The organism is Sphingopyxis sp. 550A (genome assembly GCF_053569535.1).
Map to the genome: position 1 here is coordinate 3,802,270 of NZ_CM131615.1, position 20,097 is coordinate 3,822,366.

Here is a 20,097-nt window from a genome sequence, read left to right on the forward strand (position 1 = left end):
TCCGTGAGGCGCGGCTTCCTGCAATCGACGACGGTCCGGCTGGCGCTGGCGCTGTTGCTCGTCCAGGTCGCGGCGCTCGCGCTGGGACTGACGATCATCCACCGCTTCACCGAAGCGACGATCCTCGCCGACGCGCGCACCGCCGCCGAGGTCGCGCGCGACGACTTCGCCGAGGAGTATCGGCGCGAGGGCGAGGCCGGGCTCGTCCGCACGATCCGCGATCGGCTCGCAGCACGCGACGACCAGAATTTCGTCGTGCTGCTGAAGGGCCCCGGTGGCGCGCCGGTCGCCGGCAACCTCACGCAATGGCCCGCGACCGTCGGCCCGGCCGAGCCTTGGCGGCGAATCAGCCTGTTCCGCGCGGGCGGGCTCGCCGCCGAGGAGATGGGGATCGTCACGACCCGCCTCCCCGATGGCCACGTGTTGCTGACCGGCGAAGTGCTCGAAGCGCAGGCGCAGCTTGCGCGCGCGAGCCAAGCGGCGTTCCTTTACGCACTCGCGGCGGGAATCTTGCTCGCAGCGATCGTCGCGGCGCTGGCCGCCTGGATATTGGCGCGCCGCGTCGACGCATTCGCGCGTGCCGCCACGGCGATCGCGGGCGGGAAGCTCGACGCGCGCGTCGAGCGCGACGAGACCGGCGACGCCTTCGACCGGCTCGGCGTGTCGATCAACGCGATGCTCGACCGGATCGAGACACTGGTCGGCGAACTGCGCATGGTCACCGATTCGATGGCGCACGATCTGCGTTCGCCGGTGTCGCGATTGAAGGCCGTGCTCGAACAGGCACTCGGCCGCACGCGGGACGAAACCGCCGCCACCGCGCTGGCGGGCGCGATCGACGAGGCCGACAGCCTGCACCGCCTGCTCGATACCGCGCTCGAGATCAGCCGCGCCGAGGCGGGGATCGGCCGCGACCAGTTCGCCCACTTCGCGCTCACGCCGCTGCTCGAAGACCTCGCCGAAGTCTATGGACCGCTCGCCGAGGACGAAGGCTTCGCGATCCGCGTCGATTCCCCCGATGGACTCGATGTCGTCGCGCACCGCGAAATGCTGCTCCGCGCGCTGTCGAACCTGATCGACAATGCGCTCAAATATGGCGGCGGCGGTTCGGTCATCCGGCTCGCGGCAGCCCGCGGGGGAGGGAGCGAGATCGCGCTGTCGGTCGCCGACGACGGTCCCGGCATTCCCGAAGACCGCATCGGCGAGGCGGCGAAACGCTTCGTCCGGCTCGACCCCGCACGCGGCGGTTCGGGCGCGGGACTCGGCCTGTCGCTCGTCGAGACGATCGCGCACATGCACGACGGGCGCATGACGATCGCACGCGCCGCTCCGCGCGGCACGATCGTCACGCTCTGCCTGCCGATCGCTTCGGATTGACGCCGAAGCCGACCGGACCGCGCTAGGCGGGGCGCGCGGCCGCAGCCAATCTAAGGGCGTGAGCGAACAGGGCGCCCATATCCATCTGATCCTTCCCGACGCGGTCGAGCGCGCGGCCTGTTTCCGCACCCTCGCCGACCGGCCCGGACGAATCGTCCGCAGCTTCGCGAGTGGCGACGCCTGGATCGAGGCCGGCGCCGACGCCGACTGCGCGATCCTGCTTTTCCACTGGCGCCAGCCCGGCGGCGTCGGCGGCGAAGCGCTGCTCGGCCGGATCGGCGGGCGAAGCGACATCACCGCCTTCGTTGCCGCGAGCCGGCTGACGATCGCCGAAAGCCGCGCGATCCTGCGCGGCGGCGCACACGATCTGCTCCCCGCGCCGCTCGACCCGCGCATCGTCCGCCGCACGATCGACGGCGCGGTCGCGGACTGGGCAGCGCGAGGCGCGGCGCTCGCGCGGCGGCGCGAGGCCGAAACCCGGCTCGCCGCGCTGACCCCGCGCGAACGCGACATATTGGACGCGATCGCCGCCGGGCTCGGCAACAAGGCGATCGCGCGGCGGCTCGACCTCAGCCCGCGCACGGTCGAGGTCCACCGCGCGAACATCATGCGGCGCACCGATGCGGGCAGCGTCGCCGAACTGCTCCGACTCGCCTTCATCGCCGAGCTGGCGACGAACAATCATCTCCATAACGGAGCGGCTAGCCATTTTGGCGCGGCCATCGAGGCGGCGCAGCGCCTATAAGGAAAAGCGAACGGACGGTTGCCTTTGAGTTGGTCCCCATCGGCATCGCCGTTCGTGCCCGCGATCAACCCCACCTGATCGCGGGATCCCAGGCGGGACCGGCGGAGGACGTTCCACCTCCGCCGGTTCCAAACCGGCCGGGCGATGATCCTATCCCGTCACCAGCGCGCGCTGTTCGGCGCGGCCCATCGACAGCAGGATCGGATCGGCCGCCTGCCGCGCCATGAAATCACTCTTGCTTGCGATTCCCTGCCACGCGATGCCGATCAGCGCCTGCGCGATCGCGCCGCCCAGCGTGTCGCCGGGGCCGGGCAGGATGACGACGTCGGGCGCGAACTCCCTGACCGCGACCTCGACCGACAGCGCGAAATCATAGGGCGCGAGAATCTGGTGGCCGAAGGTGTAATCCCATATCTCCGCCGGATCGGACGCAAAGCGCCGCCAGATATGGCCGCGCCCGTCGACCAGCGGAATCGCCGGCGCGCCGAACAGCGACGCGGGCAATTCGGCCTTCGCCTTCTCCGAACTGCCGATCATCAACGGCGTGTGGAACGGCCCATGCCCCGCAAGCCGCAGCGGATCGCGCCCCGGCACCGGCGGCGCTTCGGCGAGCAGCGCGGCAAGGCCCGCCTCATCGCCCGCGAGCACGAGCATCCCCGCGAGGTCGATCGACAGTGCCAATGCATGGCCCGGCCGCGCCCCGATGTCGGCGACGAGCGCGAGCAATGTCTCGCGCAGGCCCGGCACCGGCCGCCAATCCTCGTCGACGATCTGCAGCAATATCTGCCCGCCGGGCCCGTGCGTCTGGCTGTTGAGCCCCATCGCATTGCTGATCCGGAAGCCGTCTTCGATCGCCACCGCGCCGCCGATCGCGAGGGCACTGTACCAACCCATCGAATTGCCGAGCGCCGCGACGACGTCGTATTTTTCCCGGTCGATACTCAGCCAGTCGAGCGCGGTCGCGGCATAGATCAGCGGCGCCGCGACATCGCCGCGCATATGCGCCGCGACGCTGAAACGCTCGGCCCCGTCGAGTTCGCTGACGGTCGGCTGGCCGCGTGTCCGGCGCTGCGCGTCGAAATTCGCGATCAGATCGGGAAAGCGCGTGCCGTGGAACCGCGCGATGCTACCAAGCTCGCCCTTGCCATAGGTGCCGCGCCCCGGCGCGACGACGATCGCGGTCTTCTGTTCGCCCATCACCAGCCCCTCTTCCCGGCCCCGTGCCCCTGCGAAAGCAGGGGCCCATCATCGAGCCTGACGGCATCGAGCGACCGGCTCCGTAAAACGAAAGCATCGGAGATGGGCCCCTGCTTTCGCAGGGGCACGGGCCGGGATATGATCATCGCGCCAGCAACTCCCTCGCTGCCGCCACGATCGAATCGCGGCTCGGCAGCGTCAGCGTCGCCGCCTTGCCCAGCGGGATGAAGCTGTCGTCGGCGGCGAGGCGCGCGAGCGTCTTCTCCGGCGTCTGTTCGACGAACAGCGCCATCAGCGCTTCGCTCTGCGACCCGGTGATGCGGCATTCGTCGACGATCAGGATGCGCTTCGCATCGCCGACCGCGGCAACCAGCGCCTCCTCGTTCACCGGATTCAGCCAGCGGAGGTCGATCACGCGCGCTTTCACACCATCGGCGGCGAGCAGTTTCTCGGCCTGACGCGACAAATAATATCCATTGCCATAGGTAACGATCGCAAGGTCGGTGCCGTCGCCATGCACCCCGACCTCGCCGAGCCGGATCGGCGCGCCTTCGCCCGGCGCCTCATAGACGCTGGTCCAGAGGCCATCGCCATCTGCGTGCAGGTCGCGGGTCATGTAGAGCGCGATCGGCTCGACGAAGACGACGACGCGCTGCTCCTCGCGCGCCAGCCGCACGCATTCACGAAGCATGTGGACGGCATCGCGGCCGTTCGACGGCACCGCTAGGATCACCCCCGGAATGTCGCGGAATACCGCAAGGCTGTTGTCGTTGTGGAAATGGCCGCCGAAGCCCTTCTGATAGCCGAGCCCCGCAATGCGGATCACCATCGGGTTTGTATATTGCCCGTTCGAGAAGAAGCTGAGGGTCGCCGCCTCGCCGCGAATCTGGTCCTCGGCATTGTGGACATAAGCGAGGAACTGGATCTCGGGCATCGGCACGAAGCCGTTGTGCGCCATGCCGATCGCGAGCCCCAGGATCGCCTGTTCGTCGAGCAAAGTGTTGACGACGCGCGCCGAGCCGAAACGCTGGTGGAGCTTGGCGGTGACGTTGTAGACGCCGCCCTTCGGCCCGACATCCTCGCCCGCGACGACGATTTCCTTGTGCGCGAGCATCAGGTCGGCGAGTGCCCACGACAACAGCCGCGCCATGTGCATCGGCTTGTCCATCTGCGCGGCATCGCTGCCGAACAGCGCCTTGCGGTCCTCGGCCGACGGCGTGTTCGCGCGGACCAGGTCGCGCTTGGGCGGGACGAGGCTTTCCATCACGCCCGCGGGGGTGGTAATCTTCGGCCGCTTTATCGCCGCCTCGGCCTGCCGCGCGAGCGTCGCGCCGATCTCTTCATAGGCGCCGGCAACTTCGGCGGGGGTCATCCAGCCCTGCTCGGCCATCAGCGCCGCGCCCGCGAGCAGCGGGTCGCGTGCCTCGTCGGCCTCGATCAGCGCCTTGGGCAGATAGACCGCCTGCACGTCGGATCCGGCATGGCCATAAAGGCGCACCGTGCCCATGTGGAGGAACACCGGCTTGCGGGTGCGGCGGGCGTAGTCGGCGGCTTCCTTCGCCCCGGCATAGGCGGACACGAGATCGGAGCCGTCGCACTGGATATAGTGCAGCCCGGCGCGATGGCGGAACTGCGCTTCGATCCACCCCGTCGGCGTCCGCGTCGAAATGCCGATGCCATTATCCTCGCAGAGGAAGATCAGCGGCATCGGCGAGCCCTGATAGGCCGACCAGCCCGCGGTGTTGAACGCGCCCTGCGCGGTCGAATGGTTCGCCGACGCATCGCCGAAGCTCGCCAGCACCACCGCGTCATCGGGCAGCGGACAGCCCTCCATCCCCAGCCTTCGCGCGATACCGATCGAGAAGGCGGCGCCGACCGCCTTGGGCAGGTGCGAGGCGATCGTCGAGGTTTGCGGCGGGATCGCCAGCGGTTTCGACCCGATCACCTTGTGCCGCCCGCCCGAAATCGGGTCCTCGCTCGACGCCGCAAAGCTCAGCAGCATGTCCCACGTCGGCGTCCCGCCCGGAAGCTGACGCGAGCGGTGGAGCTGAAAGGCGTTCGAGCGGTAATGGAGAAACGCCATGTCGGTGACGCGCAGCGCCGCGGCGACCGCGGCATTGCCCTCGTGTCCCGACGATCCGATCGTGTAAAAGCCTTCGCCGCGCGCCTGTAACGCACGCGACAGCCGGTCCATCTGGCGGCTGGTCAACTGCGACAGGAAAATATCGGTCGCCTCGGTGCGCGACAGGCCGACCCCCGCGGGATCGGGCGCATCGGCGCTCCGGGCCAGCGAACCGCTCGCCAGCGCGGCGAGGAATTTTTCATGTACTGCCTCAGCCGCGTCCACCGACATCCTCCGTCCGCTTTGCCGATCCGGTTGCGAATGAAACCATCGGCTCTGGTCTAGCGCGCGCTAGAACCAGGGCGGTCGGCGCGCAAGCATCTCTTGCCTTCTCGCGGCGCGTCGCGCTACCACCTTCGCGATGACCGAGCAGGGCGGGCCACTCTTTTTCCTATGATGTCGCTGTGGATCGCGCAGGCGTCGGCAAGCGGCTCGCCGGAAACCGGCGATGGGCAGGGCTGGCTCCTCGATCCCGAGCTTCTGGGGCCGGGCTACAGCCAGACAATGACGGGCGGGGATATCCAGACCGGCTTTCCGCCGCCACCGCCGGCGCGCGACAATCCGCAATGGGATCTCGGCTGGCTGCGCGATTTCTTCGAATGGACGGCTCCGGCGCTGAAGCCGTTGATGTGGATCGGCGCCGCGGCGCTGCTGCTGCTCATCCTCTATCACTTCGTCCCCGCCTTCGCCGATTGGGTCGACAATCTCCGCTTCGGCCGCAAGCGCCGCGCCGGGGAAGCCGAAGAAAGCATCGGCGAGGCCGAGGCGGGCGCGGCGAGGGCGCGGCTTGCCGACGCCGATGCTCTCGCCGCCGCCGGGCGCTTCGCCGAGGCGGTGCACCTGCTCCTCTATCGCAGCGTCGACGACATCGCCGGCCGCCGTCCCGGCCTCGTCCGCCCCGCGATGACCTCCCGCGAGTTGGCGGCGGCGGCCGATCTGCCCACGGTCGCGCAGCGCGCGTTCAGCCGGATCGCGCGCGCGGTCGAGATCAGCCTGTTCGGCGGCCGCTCGATCGACGATGCGGCATGGCAGGAATGCCGCACCGCCTATGCCGAGCTCACCGTGCCGAAAAATTGGGCGCGGGCATGAGCGGCGCGCGCGGCGGCGATCATGGCTTCAATCCGCTGCTGATCGCGGGGCTGGTCCTCGTCGGCGTCATCGCCTTCGTCGCACTCTGGGCGCTGGTCGCGCTCGGCCCGCAATTGTCGAGCGGCAACGACGGCGGCGGCCATGCACTGTCGAAGGCGGCGCCTGGCTTTGCCGCAGTCGTCGACCTCGCGGAGCGCGTGGGCGCCGATGTCGAACTGCGCCGCCGCGTCGTCGATGACGACTCGTCCGACGACAGCGGGCCGCTCCTGATCCTCACCCCCAAGCACAACAGCAAAACCGAAGAGATCACGGACCTGTTGACCCGCCAGCGCGATCGCGTCCTGCTCGTGCTTCCCAAATGGCAAACGCTTCGCATCCCCGGCCGGACGCCGAAGCCGGGATGGGTCAGCGCCGGCTTTCCCGCCGCCCCAAGCGACGCGCTGCTCCCCGAACCATTGTTCGGCAAGGCTCGCATCCGCGCCCCGGAAGCGAAGGCGCAGGCAGTCGCGGCCGAGGTCGCGGGACGTCGCTTCGCGGCCTATCTGCCCGAGGATGCGCAGGTCGTCGACGGCGACGGCATCGAGCCGCTGATCGAAGGCGCGAACGGCGGCGCGGTGCTCGCACGCGCAAAGGACCGCGACATCTATATCCTTGCCGACCCCGACCTGATCGACAATCTTGCCTTCGCGTCGCGCGACAAGGGGCGCGCGGCGGCGATGCTGATCGATGCCGTCGCCGAAGACGCCGCCGCCGACGGCTTTGCCTTCGACCTGACGCTGAACGGCTTCGGCGGCCAGCGCTCGCTGCTGCGTTTTGCCTTCGTACCGCCCTTCATCGGCATCACGCTCTGCCTGATCGCGGCGGGGCTGCTCGCGCTGTGGCAGGCGTGGGTGCGCTTCGGCCCGGCGCTGAAGCCCGGCCGCGCGATTCCGGTGTCGAAGGCGGCGCTGATCGCGAACAGTGCCGACCTCGTTCGCCAGGCGCGCCGCGAGCTCGACGGCGCCGACGCCTATGTGGCGAGCCAGCGGAGCGCGATCGCGCGGCGGCTGCACGCCCCGACCGGGATCGACGCGCAGGCGACCGACGCCTGGATCGACCGGCGGCTGAAAGCGGGCAGCGACCTTTTCTCCGCGCTGGCACGGCGGCTGCCGCTCGCGCGCAACAGACATGAGTTTCTGGAGGGCGCGCAGGCGCTCAGCGACATCAGGAAGGAATTACTCCGTGACGGCTAAAATCGAGAGCGTCCAGGCGCTGGGCGCCGCGATCGAGGGCGAGGTCGCCAAGGCGGTGTTCGGCCAGGCGCCGCTGACGCGCATGGTGACGATCGCGCTGCTCGCGGGCGGCCATGTGCTGCTCGAAGGCCCGCCGGGGACCGCGAAAACCCTGCTCGCGCAGGCCTTTGCGCGCGCGGTCGGGCTCGATTTCGGGCGAATCCAGTTCACCCCCGACCTGATGCCCGGCGACATTTTGGGATCGAACCTGTTCAATTTCCAGACGTCGAGTTTCACCCTGACCAAGGGGCCGATCTTCACCGAGCTGCTGCTCGCCGACGAGATCAACCGCACCCCGCCCAAGACGCAGGCCGCGCTGCTCGAGGCGATGCAGGAACGCCGCGTGACGATCAACGGCGAGCCGCACGCGATGAGCCCGCGCTTCACCGTGCTCGCGACGCAGAATCCGATCGAGCAGCAGGGCGTCTACCCGCTGCCCGAGGCGCAGCTCGACCGCTTCCTCTTCAAGCTCGTCGTCGACTATCCCGACGCCGCCGAAGAGCGGCGGATCGTCGCCGACCATGGCGGCCGCTTCAAGAGCCCCGCGGTCGCCGATTTCGGGGTTGCGCAAGTGGCCGATGCCAAGGCGATCGGCGCCGCGATCGACACGATCGCGACCGTCCGCCTCGCCGAGGAGATCGTCGACTATATCGTCCGCCTGATCCGCGCGACCCGCGCGAGCGCCGACCTCGAATGCGGCGCGTCCCCGCGCGCCGCGACGTTGCTCGCGCGCGCCGCCTGCGCTGCGGCGGCGCTCGAAGGACGCGACTATGTGATTCCCGACGACGTCCAGCGGCTCGCCGCCGGGGTGCTGCGTCACCGCCTCATCCTGTCGGCCGCCGCCGAGATCGAGGGCCGCAGCGTCGAACAGGTCGTCGCCGACATCGTCGAACGCGAGGATGTGCCGCGGTGATGGGAAACGTCATCGACAATGTCATGCGTCCCCGCGAAGGCGGGGACCCAGGGAAGGCTGGCGCACGGTCGCCCTGGGTCCCCGCCTTCGCGGGGACGCACGACGATGGGGCGGCCTGAAAGATGGCCGTCTACCCCACCCGGCGCGCGATTTATCTGCTGCTGCTCGGTGCCCCGGTTGCGCTGGCGCTCGGGCTGATCCGGCCCACGCTGTGGATCGTCGCGCCCGCGTGGATCGCCCTGATCCTGATCGGCCTGCTGCTCGACGCGATGCTCGGCGCGAATCCGCGCCGCCTCGCGCTCGCGGCCGAGGCGCCGCATCAGGCCGGGGTCGGCGACCCCTTCGACCTCCGGCTCGTCGCGACCGGTCCCACGGTGCCGCGCCGCGCCGAAATGGCGCTCGCGCTCGACGAGCGGTTCGCCCCCGGCGGGCGGCTCGCGGACGAGATGCTCCGCGCGAGCGATTCGGATGGCGCGCTCGTCCGCACCCTGCCGCTCGCCGCATCGCGGCGCGGGCAGGCGCGACTCGAGACGCTGTGGATTCGCTGGGCGGGGCCGTTCGGCCTCGTCTGGAAACAGCGCCGCTTCGCGCTCGATCGCGTGATCGCCGTGGTCCCCAGCCTGCGCGCGGTGACCGAGGAGGGGCGTCGCCTGTTCCAGCGCGATAGCTGGTTCGGCCTTCGCCAGCAGCAGCGTCGCGGCGAGGGCAGCGAATTTGAAGCGCTTGCCGAATATCAGCCCGGAATGGACCGGCGCGCGATCGACTGGAACGCCTCGGCGCGCCACGTCAAGCTGCTCGCCAAGGAATATCGCGTCGAGCGCGACAACCGCGTCATCCTCGCGATCGACGGCGGGCGGACGATGGCCGAGCCGGTCGGCGGCATGCCGCGCGTCGACCGCGCGGTGTCGGCGGCGCTGCTGCTCGCCTTCGCCGGGCTGAAGCTCGGTGACCGCATCAGCCTCTTCTCCTTCGCCGCCAAGCCGCAGGCGCTGACCCCCGCCTATATGCACGTCCAGGATTTCCCGGCGCTGCAACGCGCCGCGAGCCTGATCGACTATGCGCCTGTCGAGAGCAATTTCACCCTCGCGCTGAGCACCCTCGGCGCCCAGCTCAACCGCCGCTCGCTGATCATCCTGTTCACCGAATTCACCGACGCGACGAGCGCCGACCTGATGATCCGGGCCGCCGGCCGGCTGGTGAAGAAGCACCGGCTGCTGTTCGTCGTCATCCGCGACGACGAGGTCGAGGAGGTCGAGCGGCGGCGGCCCGAAAGCGCCGCCGACGTCACGCGCGCGAACGTCGCCGCCGCGATGCTGCGCGACCGGCAACTGGTGATCGCGCGGCTCCAGCGGCTCGGCGCCGACGTGATCGAGGTTCCTGCCGATGCGATGGGCGCGAGCGTGGTCGAGGCCTATCTCGGCATCAAGCGCCAGGGGAGCCTGTGATGCAGCCTGTGAGCGCGGCCGAGCTTCCCGCCTTTTCGACCAGCCGCTTCCGCGCCGAGCGCGAGGCCGACTGGATCGCCTTCGACCTGTTGCTGACCAAGCTCGAGCGAAAGGGCGCGGCGGCGCTGACCAGCGACGAACTGCTCCAGCTCCCGATCCTGTACCGCGCGACGCTCTCCTCGCTGTCGATCGCGCGTGCGACCAGCCTCGACAAGGCGCTGCTCGGCCATCTCGAGGCGCTGTCGATCCGCGGCTATTTCCTCGTCTATGGCGTGCGCGAGACGCGGGCGAGCCGCATCCGCCGCTTCTTCCGCTACGACTGGCCCGCCGCGGTGCGCGCGGTGTGGAAGGAAACGCTGATCATCGCGCTCGTCATCATCCTCGGTGCGCTGACCAGCTATGCGCTCGTCGCGAGCAACCCCGAATGGTATTATAATTTCGTTCCCGAGGAGATGTCGGGCGGCCGCGATCCGCACGCGACGGTCGATTATCTGCGATCGACGCTCGGCCACGGCAAGGCGGCGGCCGACGAGCAGAGCAGCGGGCTCCACGTTTTCGCGACCTATCTCTTCACGCACAACAGCCAGGTGTCGATCCTGTCCTTCGCGCTGGGTTTCGCCTTCGGCGTGCCGACGATGATGCTCGAATATTATCAGGGCATCGGGCTCGGCGCGATGCTCGCGCTGTTTTCGGGCAAGGGGCTGGGGGTCGATTTCGGCGGCTGGCTGTTCATCCACGGCACGACGGAACTGTTCGCCGCCGCTCTGTCGGGCGCCGCGGGCCTGCGGATCGGCGCCGCGGTGGTCTTCCCGGGCGCGCGCGGCCGGCTGGAGGCGGCGGCCGACGCGGGGCGGACCGCGGGCAAAGTGATGATCGGCGTCATCCTGATGCTGCTCGTCGCGGGCGTGCTCGAAGGCTTCGGGCGCCAGCTCATCACCGACACGATGCTGCGTTATGCCATCGGCACGGTGATGCTGCTCTTCTGGCTCGCCTATTATTATATCCCGCGCCGCGAGGATGTCGCATGACCGCCGCCGCTCACGCGAAGCTGCGGTCGGCGCAGGCCAGGAAGGTCCGCGAATTCGTGACGCCCGAAGGCGTCGATCTGCAATTGCGCATCGCCAGCGCCGGGCTGCGCTTTGGCGCGCTGGTCGTCGATTTCGTCATCATCAACCTGGCGCTGCTGCTCTTCACCCTGCTCATGGTCTGGATCGGCTTCGCGGTGAAGGGCGGCGTCGCCGAGGTCGTCTGGATGCTCGGCGCCTTCATCCTGCGTACCTTCTGGTTCATCGGCTTCGAGCTCGGGTCGCGCGCGGCGACCCCGGGCAAAAGGATGATGGGCATCCGCGTCGTCGCGCGCGACGGCGGACGGCTGACCGCCGACGCGGTCGTCGCGCGCAACCTGATCCGCGAGCTCGAACTCTTCCTGCCGCTGATGATGCTCGGGGTCGGCGCCGCCGAGGACATGGTGTCGGGCTGGACGCTCCTTGCCGGCGTGATCTGGTCGCTGACACTCAGCCTGTTCCTGCTTTTCAACCGCGACCGGATGCGGATGGGCGACCTGATCGCGGGCACCTGGGTCGTGATGGCCGAGCGCGCCAAGCTCGACAGCGACATCGCGGCGGAGGCGGAGGCCGGGACGATCCGCTTCACCGACGCCGAACTCGCGGTCTATGGCATCTATGAGCTTCAGGAACTCGAACGCGTCCTGCGCGCCCGCGATCCGCGCGCGATGCGCGAGGTCGCCGACACGATCCGCGCCAAGATCGGCCGCCCGGTCGCCGAAGAGGATGACGCCTTCCTGCTTTCCTATTACCGGCAGCTCAAGGCCCGGCTCGAACGCGGGCTGCTGTTCGGCAAGCGACGTGAGGATAAATATGCCAGCGACTGACACGCTCTCCCCTTCGGTGACCGAGGCGCTGCACCGCCGCCGCTCGGTCCGTGCCTTCACCGACGCGCCCGTCGATCCCGATGTGCTGAAGGCGGTGTTCGCTGCCGCGCAGCGCGCGCCGTCGGGCGGCAACCTTCAGCCGTGGCAGGTCACGCTCGTCACCGGCGAGCCTTGGGAGCGCGTCAAGAGTGCGGTCGCGGCGCGCATCGCAATGGGGCGCGAGGGTCAACAGGCAGAATATGACATCTATCCCAGGGGCCTCACCGATCCGTGGGAAAGCCGCCGTTTCGGCGTCGGCGAAGCGCTTTACGCCTCGCTCGGCATCCCGCGCGAGGACAAGGCGGCGCGGCTCGCTCGGTTCATGGAAAATTATCGCGGTTTCGGCGCACCGGTGATGCTTTTCCTCCACTGCTCGCGCATCATGGGACCGCCGCAATGGTCCGACATGGGGATGTGGCTGCAATCGGTGATGCTGCTGCTCGTCGAGCATGGCCTCGCGAGCTGTCCGCAGGAATGCTGGGCGATGTACGGACAGACGGTGCGCGAGACGCTGGGCCTCGGAGAGGACCAGATCTTGTTTACCGGCCTCGCGATCGGCCACGCCGATGACGGGCAGGCGGTGAACCAATGGCCGGTCCCGCGCGTGGACCTGAATGAGGTGATCGATTGGCAGGGTTTTTGAGCATGGGGTTTCGGAAGATGAGCGGCAAGCAGGCGGGAAGCGCTCTCGCGATCGTCATGGCGCTCGCGATGGCGGGCTGCGCCGCAGTGCCGACGCCGCAGGCGCCGCCGCCTGCCCCGGCGCCGCGCGCCGCGCCGACGCCTGCGCCCCTGCCGTCACCGAGCCAGTCGTGGGAGGAAAGGGCGCTCAACCCTGGCGGCTGGCGCTATGACGCAGGCAGCCGCACCGCGACCTTCGCCCCGACCGGCAGCGCGAGCCCGCTGCTGACGATGCGCTGCGCCGGCGGCAGCCTCCACCTGACCGCGCCGCTCGACGGCGCCGTCGTGCTCCGCACCAGCGCGGGCACCGACCAGATCCGCTTCGACGGCGGCGCCGCGACGGTGCCCGGCCGCGACATTCGGCTCGATCGCATCGCCTTCAGCCGCGGCCGCTTCGCGCTCGAATCGGGCAGCGGCGCGTTGACCCTGCCGGTGCAGTCGGAAATCGGGCGGGTCATCGAGGATTGCCGGGGGTAGCGGCGGCGGTTTCAGGGCGGGGAGCCGACGCCCCCCATTCGATGTCGCTTGTCGGTCAAAACCGTCGCTTACGCCGAACCTCAGGCCCCCAGTTGCACCGTCCCGCCCCGGATCCAGCCCCAGCGGCACGGCCCCTGATATTCGCGCGCGTTCGCGACCGAACGGCCGACGCCGCACATGTCCTCGTCGATCCCCGGTCCCGCGAAGACGATGCCGAACCAGGCGTCATCGTCGGTCGCCTCGCACACCGACACTTTCATGGTGCCCGCGAGCTTCGCTTTCACCGCGCGCGTTTCGCCCGGCGCCCAATAGACGTCGGTGCCGCCCGCCTTGACGCGGCTGGTGCTCGCGCAGGCGGGCAGGCTCGGTCCCTCGGTGCCGATCATCACCGCGCGGGTCGCGAGCGGTTCGCCCGCGACGGTAGGGGCATTGTCGGCGGGGGGTGCGGGCTGGCTGCACGCCGCGAGCGAGGCCGCGAGGACGATGGTGACAGAGGCCGGGAGACGATGTTTCATGCCCCGAAACTAGCCGCCGCGGCGCGCGCGCGCAACGGCCCATCCGAAAACGCCGAGAGGCGCATTTTCGCTTGGGTTTTGCGCCCCTCGACCCTATATAATCGATATGACAGAACCGAGTGAGAACGGCGCTAACGAAAGCGCTTCCAAACAGCCCAACGCAAACGCCTATGGCGCCGATTCGATCAAGGTCCTGAAGGGCCTCGACGCGGTGCGCAAGCGCCCCGGCATGTATATCGGCGACACCGACGACGGCTCGGGCCTCCACCATATGGTGTTCGAGGTCAGCGACAATGCGATCGACGAGGCGCTGGCGGGGCATTGCGACCTTGTCCTCATCACACTCAACAGCGACGGGTCGGTCAGCGTCGAGGACAATGGCCGCGGCATCCCGACCGGCATCCATGCCGAGGAAGGCATTTCGGCGGCCGAGGTCATCATGACCCAGCTTCACGCTGGCGGGAAGTTCGAGAATACGAGCGACGACAATGCCTACAAGGTGTCGGGCGGCCTCCACGGCGTCGGCGTCAGCGTCGTCAACGCGCTGTCGGAATGGCTCGAACTGACGATCTGGCGCGATGGCGAGGAGCATTGGATGCGCTTCGAGCATGGCGATTCGGTCGCCCCGCTCGTCGTCCGCGGCCCCGCCCCCGCAGGCAAGAAGGGCACGCGCGTCACCTTCCAGGCGTCGACCGAGACGTTCAAGAACGTCACCGAGTTCGATTTCGAGAAGCTCGAGCATCGCTACCGCGAGCTCGCTTTCCTGAATTCGGGCGTCCGCATCAAGCTGGTCGACGCGCGCCATGCCGAACATGCGACCCACGACCTCTTCTACGAAGGCGGCATCGCGGCCTTCGTCAAATGGCTCGACCGCAACAAGAATCCGCTGCTCCCCGATCCGATCGCGATCAGCGCCGAGCGCGACGGCATCGGTATCGACGTCGCATTGGAGTGGAACGACAGCTATTATGAAAATGTCCTCTGCTTCACCAACAACATTCCGCAGCGCGACGGCGGCACGCATCTCGCGGCCTTCCGCGCCGCGCTGACGCGCACCCTGAACGGCTATGGCGACAAGTCGGGGCTGCTCAAGAAGGAAAAGGTCTCGCTGACCGGCGAGGATATGCGCGAGGGGCTGACCGCGATCGTCTCGGTCAAGCTGCCCGACCCCAAATTCTCGTCGCAGACCAAGGACAAGCTCGTTTCGTCCGAGGTCCGCCAGCCGCTCGAAAGCCTGATGGCCGACCGCATGACCCAATGGCTCGAGGAAAATCCCGCCCATGCCAGGGCGGTGATCCAGAAGGTCGTCGACGCCGCCGCCGCACGCGAGGCGGCAAAGAAGGCGCGCGAACTCACCCGCCGCAAGGGCGCGATGGACATCGCCTCGCTTCCCGGCAAGCTCGCCGACTGCCAGGAACGCGATCCCAGCAAGTGCGAACTGTTCCTCGTCGAGGGCGATTCGGCGGGCGGTTCGGCGAAGCAGGGCCGTGACCGGCACGTGCAGGCGATCCTGCCGCTCAAGGGCAAAATCCTGAACGTCGAGCGCGCGCGCTTCGACCGGATCATCTCGTCGAAGGAAGTGGGAACGCTGATCCAGGCGCTCGGCACCGGTATCCGCGACGAGTTCACCCTCGAAAAATTGCGCTATCACAAGATCGTGATCATGACCGACGCCGACGTCGACGGCGCGCATATCCGCACGCTGCTTTTGACCTTCTTCTATCGCCAGATGCCCGAGATCATCGAGAACGGCCATCTCTACATCGCCCAGCCGCCGCTCTACAAGGTCGCGAAGGGGCGGAGCGAGGTCTATCTCAAGGACGATAGCGCGCTCGAAAATTATCTCGTCGATGCCGGGATCGACGCGCTGCTGCTCGAAACGCCGGGCGGGGCGCGGTCGGGCAACGACCTGCGCGAACTGATCGAGCATGGCCGGCGGCTGCGCGCGCTGATGCGCTATGTGCCGCGCAGCCTCGATCATGGGCTGGTCGAGGCGCTGGCCTTCACCGGCGCGCTCGATCCGGCGCTCGACACCGCGGGCCGCCACAGCGCCGCCGAGACGGCCGCCGCGTGGCTCGGCGCCGCCGAGCGCGCGCTGACCGGCGGCAGCGAAGCCGTGTGGACCGTGCAGGCGGTCGAGGGCGGCGGCTATACGCTCGAACGCCGCTGGCGCGGGGTCAGCGACCATCATGTCGTCGATTCCGCTTTCCTCGCGAGCCAGGAGGCGCGCCGTCTCCACCTGCTGGCGAGCGAGCAGGCCGAAACCTATGCCCGGCCCGGCCGGCTGGTGAAGGCGACCGGCGCCGCCGCCATCGAGATCGACGCCGCCGAAGGCGAGGAAGAAGAGGTTTCCGCGGCATCGAACGCCAAGGCGAACCCGGTCACGCGCCCGTCCGAACTGCTCGACGCGATCTTCGCGCACAGCCGCAAGGGGTTGTCGATCAGCCGCTACAAGGGGCTGGGCGAAATGAACGCCGAACAGCTTTGGGAAACCACGCTCGACCCCGCGAACCGCTCGCTGCTGCGCGTCGACGGCGCGCAGGCCGACGACGTCAAGCTGATCTTCGAGCAGTTGATGGGCGACGAGGTCGAACCGCGGCGCGACTTCATCCAGACCAATGCACTATCGGTGGCGAATCTGGACGTTTGATAGCATCCTGACCTGATTTTGGTTCGATCCAACGCGCGGTGGCTTGTCATGACAGGCCGCCGCTGCTTTTGGCCCTCCACCGAAAAGGGGAGGATGTCATGCGGGCCTTTTCAGCCATGCTGATACCGCTTCTGCTGACGGTTTCGGCCGCGGCGCAGGAAGCTCAGATCACCGACGAGCCGGCCGCCGAGGCCGAGCAGGCGACCGAGATCGATGGCGGAATGGCGAGCTATTACGGCGACGAACTCGCCGGCAATCGCACCGCGAGCGGCGAACGCTTCGACCCCGATCAACTGACCGGCGCCCATCGCTCGCTTCCCTTTGGCAGCATGGTTCGCGTCACCAATGTCTCGAACGGCGACAGCGTCGTCGTCCGCATCAACGACCGCGGCCCCTTTTCGCGCGGCCGGGTGATCGACATCAGCCACGCCGCCGCCCGCCAGATCGGCATGCACCGCAGCGGCACCGCGCGGGTGAAGCTGGCGCTGCTCAACAACGATTGACCGCGGAACCGGCGCCCCGGCCTGCGCCGGAGGCTAATCGAACACCGACCACCCCGCCGCATAAGCGAAATGTTCGAGCGCGATCGCGCCGACGAGCGATGTTCCCGCCTCGGTAAGCCCCGGCGACCAGACGGCGATCGATCCCTGTCCCGGCGCGATGCAGAGGATGCCGCCGCCGACCCCGCTCTTGCCCGGCAGGCCGACGCGAAAGGCGAATTCGCCGCTGTTGTCGTAATGGCCGCAGAGCATCATGATCGCATTGATGCGGCGGGCGCGGTGCGGCTTAACGACCTGTTCGCCGGTCAGCGGATCGCGGCCGTCCATCGCCAGGAACAGCCCGGCGCGGGCGAGTTGGCGGCAGCTCATCGCGATCGCGCACTGGCGGAAATAGACGCCCAGCGCCTCCTCGACCGGATGCCGCAAATTGCCGAAGCCCTTCATGAAATAGCCGAGGCTGCGGTTGCGCGCGCCGGTTTCGGATTCGGAGGCCGCGACCTCGGCGTCGATCGCCACGCCGGCATCGCCGGCGCGGGCCCGCAGGAAATCGAGGATTTCGGTCACCGTCGCATCGCCGCTCCGCCCGTCGATCAGCCGGTCGGTGGTCGCGATCGCGCCGGCGTTGATCAGCGGATTGCGCGGAATGCCGTTCTCGCTTTCGAGCTGGACGATCGAGTTGAACGCGCTGCCCGACGGCTCGCGCCCGACGCTCTCCCACAGCGAACTGCCGAGGCGGCGGAGCGCGAGCGCGAGCGTGAAGACCTTCGACACCGACTGGATCGAAAAGGGAATGTCGACGTCGCCCGCGGCGTGAACGGTGCCGTCGGGAAGCGCGAGCGCGAAGCCGAAGCGGTCCGGATCGACCGTCGCCAGCGCAGGGATATAGTCGGCGACCTTGCCCTTGCCGCGGTGCGGCAGCGCGACGGCATAGGCTTCGGCGACGCAGCGGGCGAGGTCGGCTGTCATGCGCTTTTCCTAACAACTTCACTCGCGATTGCATGTATTTTCTTATTAGTGAAAATATTCTATAAATATGAAATCGATTGATTCGGGAGAAACGATATGGCCGAGCATCCGCGCCCCAAGGGACTTTCGAGCGCCGTCTGCTACCAGGACAGCAAGACGGCGTTCCGCTGGCTGGAGGAGGCGTTCGGGTTCGAGCCCGTCTTCGTTCTCCTCGACGAACAGGGCAATCTTGCGCACAGCGAGATGGAATATGGAAATTCGACGATCATGATCGGCAACGAGTGGTCGGACGATCACCGCAGCCCCGCGAATCTAGGCGGCAAGAACACGCAGACGGTGCATGTCCAGCTTGATCGGGGCGAGGACATCGACGCGCATTGCGCGACGGCGCGCGCCGCGGGCGCCCGGATCATCGCCGAGCCCGAGACGCAATTCTACGGCGACCGCACCTATCGCGCCAAGGATCCCGAGGGGCATATCTGGACCTTCGGCGTCACCGTCGAGGAAAAGACGTCCGACGAATGGGATGCCGAAGGCGGCTTCACGACCAAGACGCGGCTCGACGATTGAGCGCCGCGCTCGACCGGATGCTGGGGGCGCTCGCCGATCCGAAGCGGCGGCGCGCGATCGAACTGCTGGGGCAAAGGCCGCGCAGCGCCGGCGAACTCGCGGCCGCGCTCGACCTCGCGCCGCCCGCGATGAGCCGGCATCTGCGGGCCTTGAAGGAAGGCGGGCTGGTCGAGGGCGGCCACCCCGCCTTCGACGCGCGCGTGCGCATCTACAGCCTCAAGCAGGGCGCGACCGACGAGCTGAAGCACTGGCTCGCCGAGACCGAGGCGCGCTGGACGCACCAGCTTGCCGCGTTCAAACGCCATGTGGAAAGCGGCGAAGAATGAGCGGCGCGGCGGTGATCGTCGCGCTGCGCGTCGCCGCGACCCCGCAAGCGGCCTTCGTGGCCTTTACCGACGGGATCGGCCGTTGGTGGCAAAGCCATCCGCTTTTCCCGCTGTCGCCCAAGGGGGACGGCACGCTGCGCTTCGACCCCGCGGGGCCGGGCGGGCGGCTGGTGACGCGCTTCGCCGACGGCGAGGAATGGGTGATCGGCGCGGTGCATTGCTGGCGGCCTGGTGAGCGCCTGACCTTCGGCTGGCGCCTGCCGAGCTTCGCCGAGGATCAGGCGACCGAGGTCGAGGTGCGGTTCGAAGCGGTCGGCGCCGAGACGCGCGTGACGGTCGAGCATCGCGGTTGGGATGTTATCCCGCAAGGCCATGCTGCGCGGCACGGGTTCGAGCTGATGCTGTTCCAGCAAAGGTTGAGCGAGCATTGGCGGGAGTTGCTGAAGGGGTTGGCGGCGCGGTTTTAGGCGGTGTCGGTTTTGGGGTGGTGAGCGGACGCGGTGCCATGAACGACCGGTCACCCTCGAACACCCGCAACAATTGCTCATGAGGTTCGGCTATCGTCAGCGAAAGGTCTTGATGCTATATGACCGAACGCGACACGCGCATCAGCTTTGTAGTGGTGCCAGAAGAAATTTGCGGGCGGGGAGAATGGAGGGCCCCGCCCTCGCTTTCCCAGCATTCCAATGTGTCGCCTCCGGGATATGGTGCGGAGTCTCCAGCATAGGTCCCGTAAATGACGGCCTCTGGTGATGCAGGCCGTGCCGCCGGACTGGGCTTCTGGTGCGAATCTCTCAATTTCCGGATAAGTTCGGCATAACGTGCGACCCGTGCGAAATGGCCTTGGCGGGTCGAGGCGTCGCCGGACGCGCTCGCTCTCATCAATTCGAGCTGATGGGCGCAAAGCAGTTCGTTTAGGTCCATCGTCTCGATCCTCGATAAAATCGCGAAATCAGGTGATCGACCGGGAGCTTGTGGTCAGGTCAACTCCCGGCCGATATTCGGTCAGCCCTGCTGCTTTTCGGTCGGCTGGCCCTGTTCCTGCTGGAGATTTATCGCCTGCGGCTTGCCGCCGCCGACCTGGCGGGTTTCGTAACCAAAGCGCTGGCCGGCCTTGGGTTCGGCAGCTTCCTGCTGCAGATCGGCCTTGACGAATGCGAGGTTCTCCCCGCCCTTGTCGGGGGTAATGGTTCCGGTGCCCTTGCTGCCATCGTAGCTATGTATCTTGCCAAAGTATGTCATGAGAACATTCCTTCTTTCTGGCGCAGGCAATCATCATCGACCGCTTGTGCGCGGGCTAGGAGACGAAAAAGAAAGAAGGGA

The 20,097-nt window shown here is 68.0% G+C and carries 20 protein-coding genes; 15 read left to right on the forward strand and 5 right to left on the reverse strand.

All coding sequences use genetic code 11. The features are described 5' to 3' along the window. Positions 1 to 3 precede the first annotated feature (3 nt). Positions 4 to 1,377, forward strand: coding sequence for a sensor histidine kinase (locus ACVENA_RS18360; RefSeq protein WP_449326551.1), 1,374 nt, complete (start codon positions 4 to 6; stop codon positions 1,375 to 1,377). A gap of 58 nt (positions 1,378 to 1,435) precedes the next feature. Continuing rightward, positions 1,436 to 2,122 (forward strand): response regulator transcription factor, encoded by a 687-nt coding sequence (locus ACVENA_RS18365; RefSeq protein ID WP_449326552.1) that lies wholly within the window; start codon positions 1,436 to 1,438, stop codon positions 2,120 to 2,122. Positions 2,123 to 2,272: 150 nt separating this feature from the next. Here ACVENA_RS18365 and ACVENA_RS18370 read toward each other — a convergent pair whose 3' ends face one another. After that, complete coding sequence (locus ACVENA_RS18370; protein WP_449326553.1) at positions 2,273 to 3,319, reverse strand: ACP S-malonyltransferase; 1,047 nt, start codon at positions 3,317 to 3,319, stop codon at positions 2,273 to 2,275. Between the two features lie 142 nt (positions 3,320 to 3,461). Next, positions 3,462 to 5,672 carry a dehydrogenase E1 component subunit alpha/beta gene (locus tag ACVENA_RS18375; protein WP_257545868.1) on the reverse strand — a complete coding sequence of 737 codons (2,211 nt, stop codon included), beginning with the start codon at positions 5,670 to 5,672 and terminating at the stop codon, positions 3,462 to 3,464. Positions 5,673 to 5,834: 162 nt separating this feature from the next. Here ACVENA_RS18375 and ACVENA_RS18380 point away from each other — a divergent pair, with 162 nt between their 5' ends. The 8 genes from ACVENA_RS18380 to ACVENA_RS18415 all read left to right on the forward strand — a co-directional run bounded on the left by ACVENA_RS18380 (position 5,835) and on the right by ACVENA_RS18415 (position 13,247). Beyond that, positions 5,835 to 6,530 carry a DUF4129 domain-containing protein gene (locus ACVENA_RS18380; RefSeq protein ID WP_449326554.1) on the forward strand — a complete coding sequence of 232 codons (696 nt, stop codon included), beginning with the start codon at positions 5,835 to 5,837 and terminating at the stop codon, positions 6,528 to 6,530. Further along, positions 6,527 to 7,762 carry a DUF4350 domain-containing protein gene (locus tag ACVENA_RS18385; protein WP_449326555.1) on the forward strand — a complete coding sequence of 412 codons (1,236 nt, stop codon included), beginning with the start codon at positions 6,527 to 6,529 and terminating at the stop codon, positions 7,760 to 7,762. Before ACVENA_RS18380 ends, ACVENA_RS18385 begins: the two co-directional genes overlap by 4 nt. Continuing rightward, on the forward strand, positions 7,752 to 8,714 hold the full coding sequence (locus ACVENA_RS18390) for an AAA family ATPase (protein WP_449326556.1): 963 nt from the start codon (positions 7,752 to 7,754) through the stop codon (positions 8,712 to 8,714). Before ACVENA_RS18385 ends, ACVENA_RS18390 begins: the two co-directional genes overlap by 11 nt. A 122-nt stretch (positions 8,715 to 8,836) precedes the next feature. Next, positions 8,837 to 10,159 carry a DUF58 domain-containing protein gene (locus ACVENA_RS18395; RefSeq protein ID WP_449326557.1) on the forward strand — a complete coding sequence of 441 codons (1,323 nt, stop codon included), beginning with the start codon at positions 8,837 to 8,839 and terminating at the stop codon, positions 10,157 to 10,159. Beyond that, positions 10,159 to 11,187 (forward strand): stage II sporulation protein M, encoded by a 1,029-nt coding sequence (locus tag ACVENA_RS18400; protein ID WP_257545878.1) that lies wholly within the window; start codon positions 10,159 to 10,161, stop codon positions 11,185 to 11,187. The genes ACVENA_RS18395 and ACVENA_RS18400 overlap by 1 nt, the downstream gene beginning before the upstream one ends. After that, positions 11,184 to 12,050 (forward strand): RDD family protein, encoded by an 867-nt coding sequence (locus ACVENA_RS18405; protein WP_449326558.1) that lies wholly within the window; start codon positions 11,184 to 11,186, stop codon positions 12,048 to 12,050. The genes ACVENA_RS18400 and ACVENA_RS18405 overlap by 4 nt, the downstream gene beginning before the upstream one ends. Further along, on the forward strand, positions 12,037 to 12,732 hold the full coding sequence (locus ACVENA_RS18410; RefSeq protein WP_449326559.1) for a nitroreductase: 696 nt from the start codon (positions 12,037 to 12,039) through the stop codon (positions 12,730 to 12,732). Before ACVENA_RS18405 ends, ACVENA_RS18410 begins: the two co-directional genes overlap by 14 nt. A gap of 2 nt (positions 12,733 to 12,734) precedes the next feature. Continuing rightward, the gene (locus tag ACVENA_RS18415) at positions 12,735 to 13,247 is read left to right on the forward strand and encodes a hypothetical protein (protein WP_449326560.1); all 513 of its coding nucleotides are present in this window, start codon (positions 12,735 to 12,737) and stop codon (positions 13,245 to 13,247) included. Between the two features lie 80 nt (positions 13,248 to 13,327). Here ACVENA_RS18415 and ACVENA_RS18420 read toward each other — a convergent pair whose 3' ends face one another. Further along, a complete protein-coding gene (locus ACVENA_RS18420) occupies positions 13,328 to 13,762 on the reverse strand; it encodes a hypothetical protein (RefSeq protein ID WP_257545887.1) in 435 nt (144 codons plus the stop codon). A gap of 106 nt (positions 13,763 to 13,868) precedes the next feature. On the opposite strand from ACVENA_RS18420, the gene gyrB reads away from it, so the two are divergent. Both gyrB and ACVENA_RS18430 read left to right on the forward strand, forming a co-directional pair. Further along, positions 13,869 to 16,412, forward strand: a complete 2,544-nt coding sequence (gene gyrB, locus ACVENA_RS18425) for a DNA topoisomerase (ATP-hydrolyzing) subunit B (RefSeq protein WP_449326561.1) — start codon at positions 13,869 to 13,871, stop codon at positions 16,410 to 16,412. A gap of 116 nt (positions 16,413 to 16,528) precedes the next feature. Next, complete coding sequence (locus ACVENA_RS18430) at positions 16,529 to 16,915, forward strand: septal ring lytic transglycosylase RlpA family protein (RefSeq protein ID WP_449326562.1); 387 nt, start codon at positions 16,529 to 16,531, stop codon at positions 16,913 to 16,915. 33 nt (positions 16,916 to 16,948) lie between these two features. Here the strand turns inward: ACVENA_RS18430 and ACVENA_RS18435 are convergent, their stop codons facing one another. Next, a complete protein-coding gene (locus tag ACVENA_RS18435) occupies positions 16,949 to 17,878 on the reverse strand; it encodes a glutaminase (RefSeq protein WP_449326563.1) in 930 nt (309 codons plus the stop codon). Positions 17,879 to 17,974: 96 nt separating this feature from the next. On the opposite strand from ACVENA_RS18435, the gene ACVENA_RS18440 reads away from it, so the two are divergent. The 3 genes from ACVENA_RS18440 to ACVENA_RS18450 are packed head-to-tail and all read left to right on the forward strand — an operon-like array spanning position 17,975 to position 19,241. Continuing rightward, positions 17,975 to 18,448 carry a VOC family protein gene (locus ACVENA_RS18440; protein WP_449326564.1) on the forward strand — a complete coding sequence of 158 codons (474 nt, stop codon included), beginning with the start codon at positions 17,975 to 17,977 and terminating at the stop codon, positions 18,446 to 18,448. Beyond that, complete coding sequence (locus ACVENA_RS18445; RefSeq protein ID WP_449326565.1) at positions 18,445 to 18,774, forward strand: ArsR/SmtB family transcription factor; 330 nt, start codon at positions 18,445 to 18,447, stop codon at positions 18,772 to 18,774. The genes ACVENA_RS18440 and ACVENA_RS18445 overlap by 4 nt, the downstream gene beginning before the upstream one ends. Next, on the forward strand, positions 18,771 to 19,241 hold the full coding sequence (locus tag ACVENA_RS18450) for an SRPBCC domain-containing protein (RefSeq protein WP_449326566.1): 471 nt from the start codon (positions 18,771 to 18,773) through the stop codon (positions 19,239 to 19,241). Before ACVENA_RS18445 ends, ACVENA_RS18450 begins: the two co-directional genes overlap by 4 nt. Before the next feature lie 538 nt (positions 19,242 to 19,779). Here ACVENA_RS18450 and ACVENA_RS18455 read toward each other — a convergent pair. Then, a complete protein-coding gene (locus tag ACVENA_RS18455) occupies positions 19,780 to 20,016 on the reverse strand; it encodes a cold-shock protein (RefSeq protein WP_449326567.1) in 237 nt (78 codons plus the stop codon). Between the last annotated feature and the right edge of the window lie 81 nt (positions 20,017 to 20,097).

Bases quoted from the DNA above. Each gene is read 5' to 3' on its own strand.
- ACVENA_RS18385 (WP_449326555.1), top strand. From the start codon at position 6,527: ATGAGCGGCGCGCGCGGCGGCGATCATGGCTTCAATCCGCTGCTGATC.
- ACVENA_RS18435 (WP_449326563.1), bottom strand. From the start codon at position 17,878: ATGACAGCCGACCTCGCCCGCTGCGTCGCCGAAGCCTATGCCGTCGCG.
- ACVENA_RS18380 (WP_449326554.1), top strand. From the start codon at position 5,835: ATGATGTCGCTGTGGATCGCGCAGGCGTCGGCAAGCGGCTCGCCGGAA.
- gyrB (WP_449326561.1), top strand. From the start codon at position 13,869: ATGACAGAACCGAGTGAGAACGGCGCTAACGAAAGCGCTTCCAAACAG.
- ACVENA_RS18420 (WP_257545887.1), bottom strand. From the start codon at position 13,762: ATGAAACATCGTCTCCCGGCCTCTGTCACCATCGTCCTCGCGGCCTCG.
- ACVENA_RS18395 (WP_449326557.1), top strand. From the start codon at position 8,837: ATGGCCGTCTACCCCACCCGGCGCGCGATTTATCTGCTGCTGCTCGGT.
- ACVENA_RS18450 (WP_449326566.1), top strand. From the start codon at position 18,771: ATGAGCGGCGCGGCGGTGATCGTCGCGCTGCGCGTCGCCGCGACCCCG.
- ACVENA_RS18400 (WP_257545878.1), top strand. From the start codon at position 10,159: ATGCAGCCTGTGAGCGCGGCCGAGCTTCCCGCCTTTTCGACCAGCCGC.
- ACVENA_RS18415 (WP_449326560.1), top strand. From the start codon at position 12,735: ATGGGGTTTCGGAAGATGAGCGGCAAGCAGGCGGGAAGCGCTCTCGCG.
- ACVENA_RS18440 (WP_449326564.1), top strand. From the start codon at position 17,975: ATGGCCGAGCATCCGCGCCCCAAGGGACTTTCGAGCGCCGTCTGCTAC.
- ACVENA_RS18405 (WP_449326558.1), top strand. From the start codon at position 11,184: ATGACCGCCGCCGCTCACGCGAAGCTGCGGTCGGCGCAGGCCAGGAAG.
- ACVENA_RS18370 (WP_449326553.1), bottom strand. From the start codon at position 3,319: ATGGGCGAACAGAAGACCGCGATCGTCGTCGCGCCGGGGCGCGGCACC.
- ACVENA_RS18455 (WP_449326567.1), bottom strand. From the start codon at position 20,016: ATGACATACTTTGGCAAGATACATAGCTACGATGGCAGCAAGGGCACC.
- ACVENA_RS18410 (WP_449326559.1), top strand. From the start codon at position 12,037: ATGCCAGCGACTGACACGCTCTCCCCTTCGGTGACCGAGGCGCTGCAC.
- ACVENA_RS18375 (WP_257545868.1), bottom strand. From the start codon at position 5,672: ATGTCGGTGGACGCGGCTGAGGCAGTACATGAAAAATTCCTCGCCGCG.
- ACVENA_RS18430 (WP_449326562.1), top strand. From the start codon at position 16,529: ATGCTGATACCGCTTCTGCTGACGGTTTCGGCCGCGGCGCAGGAAGCT.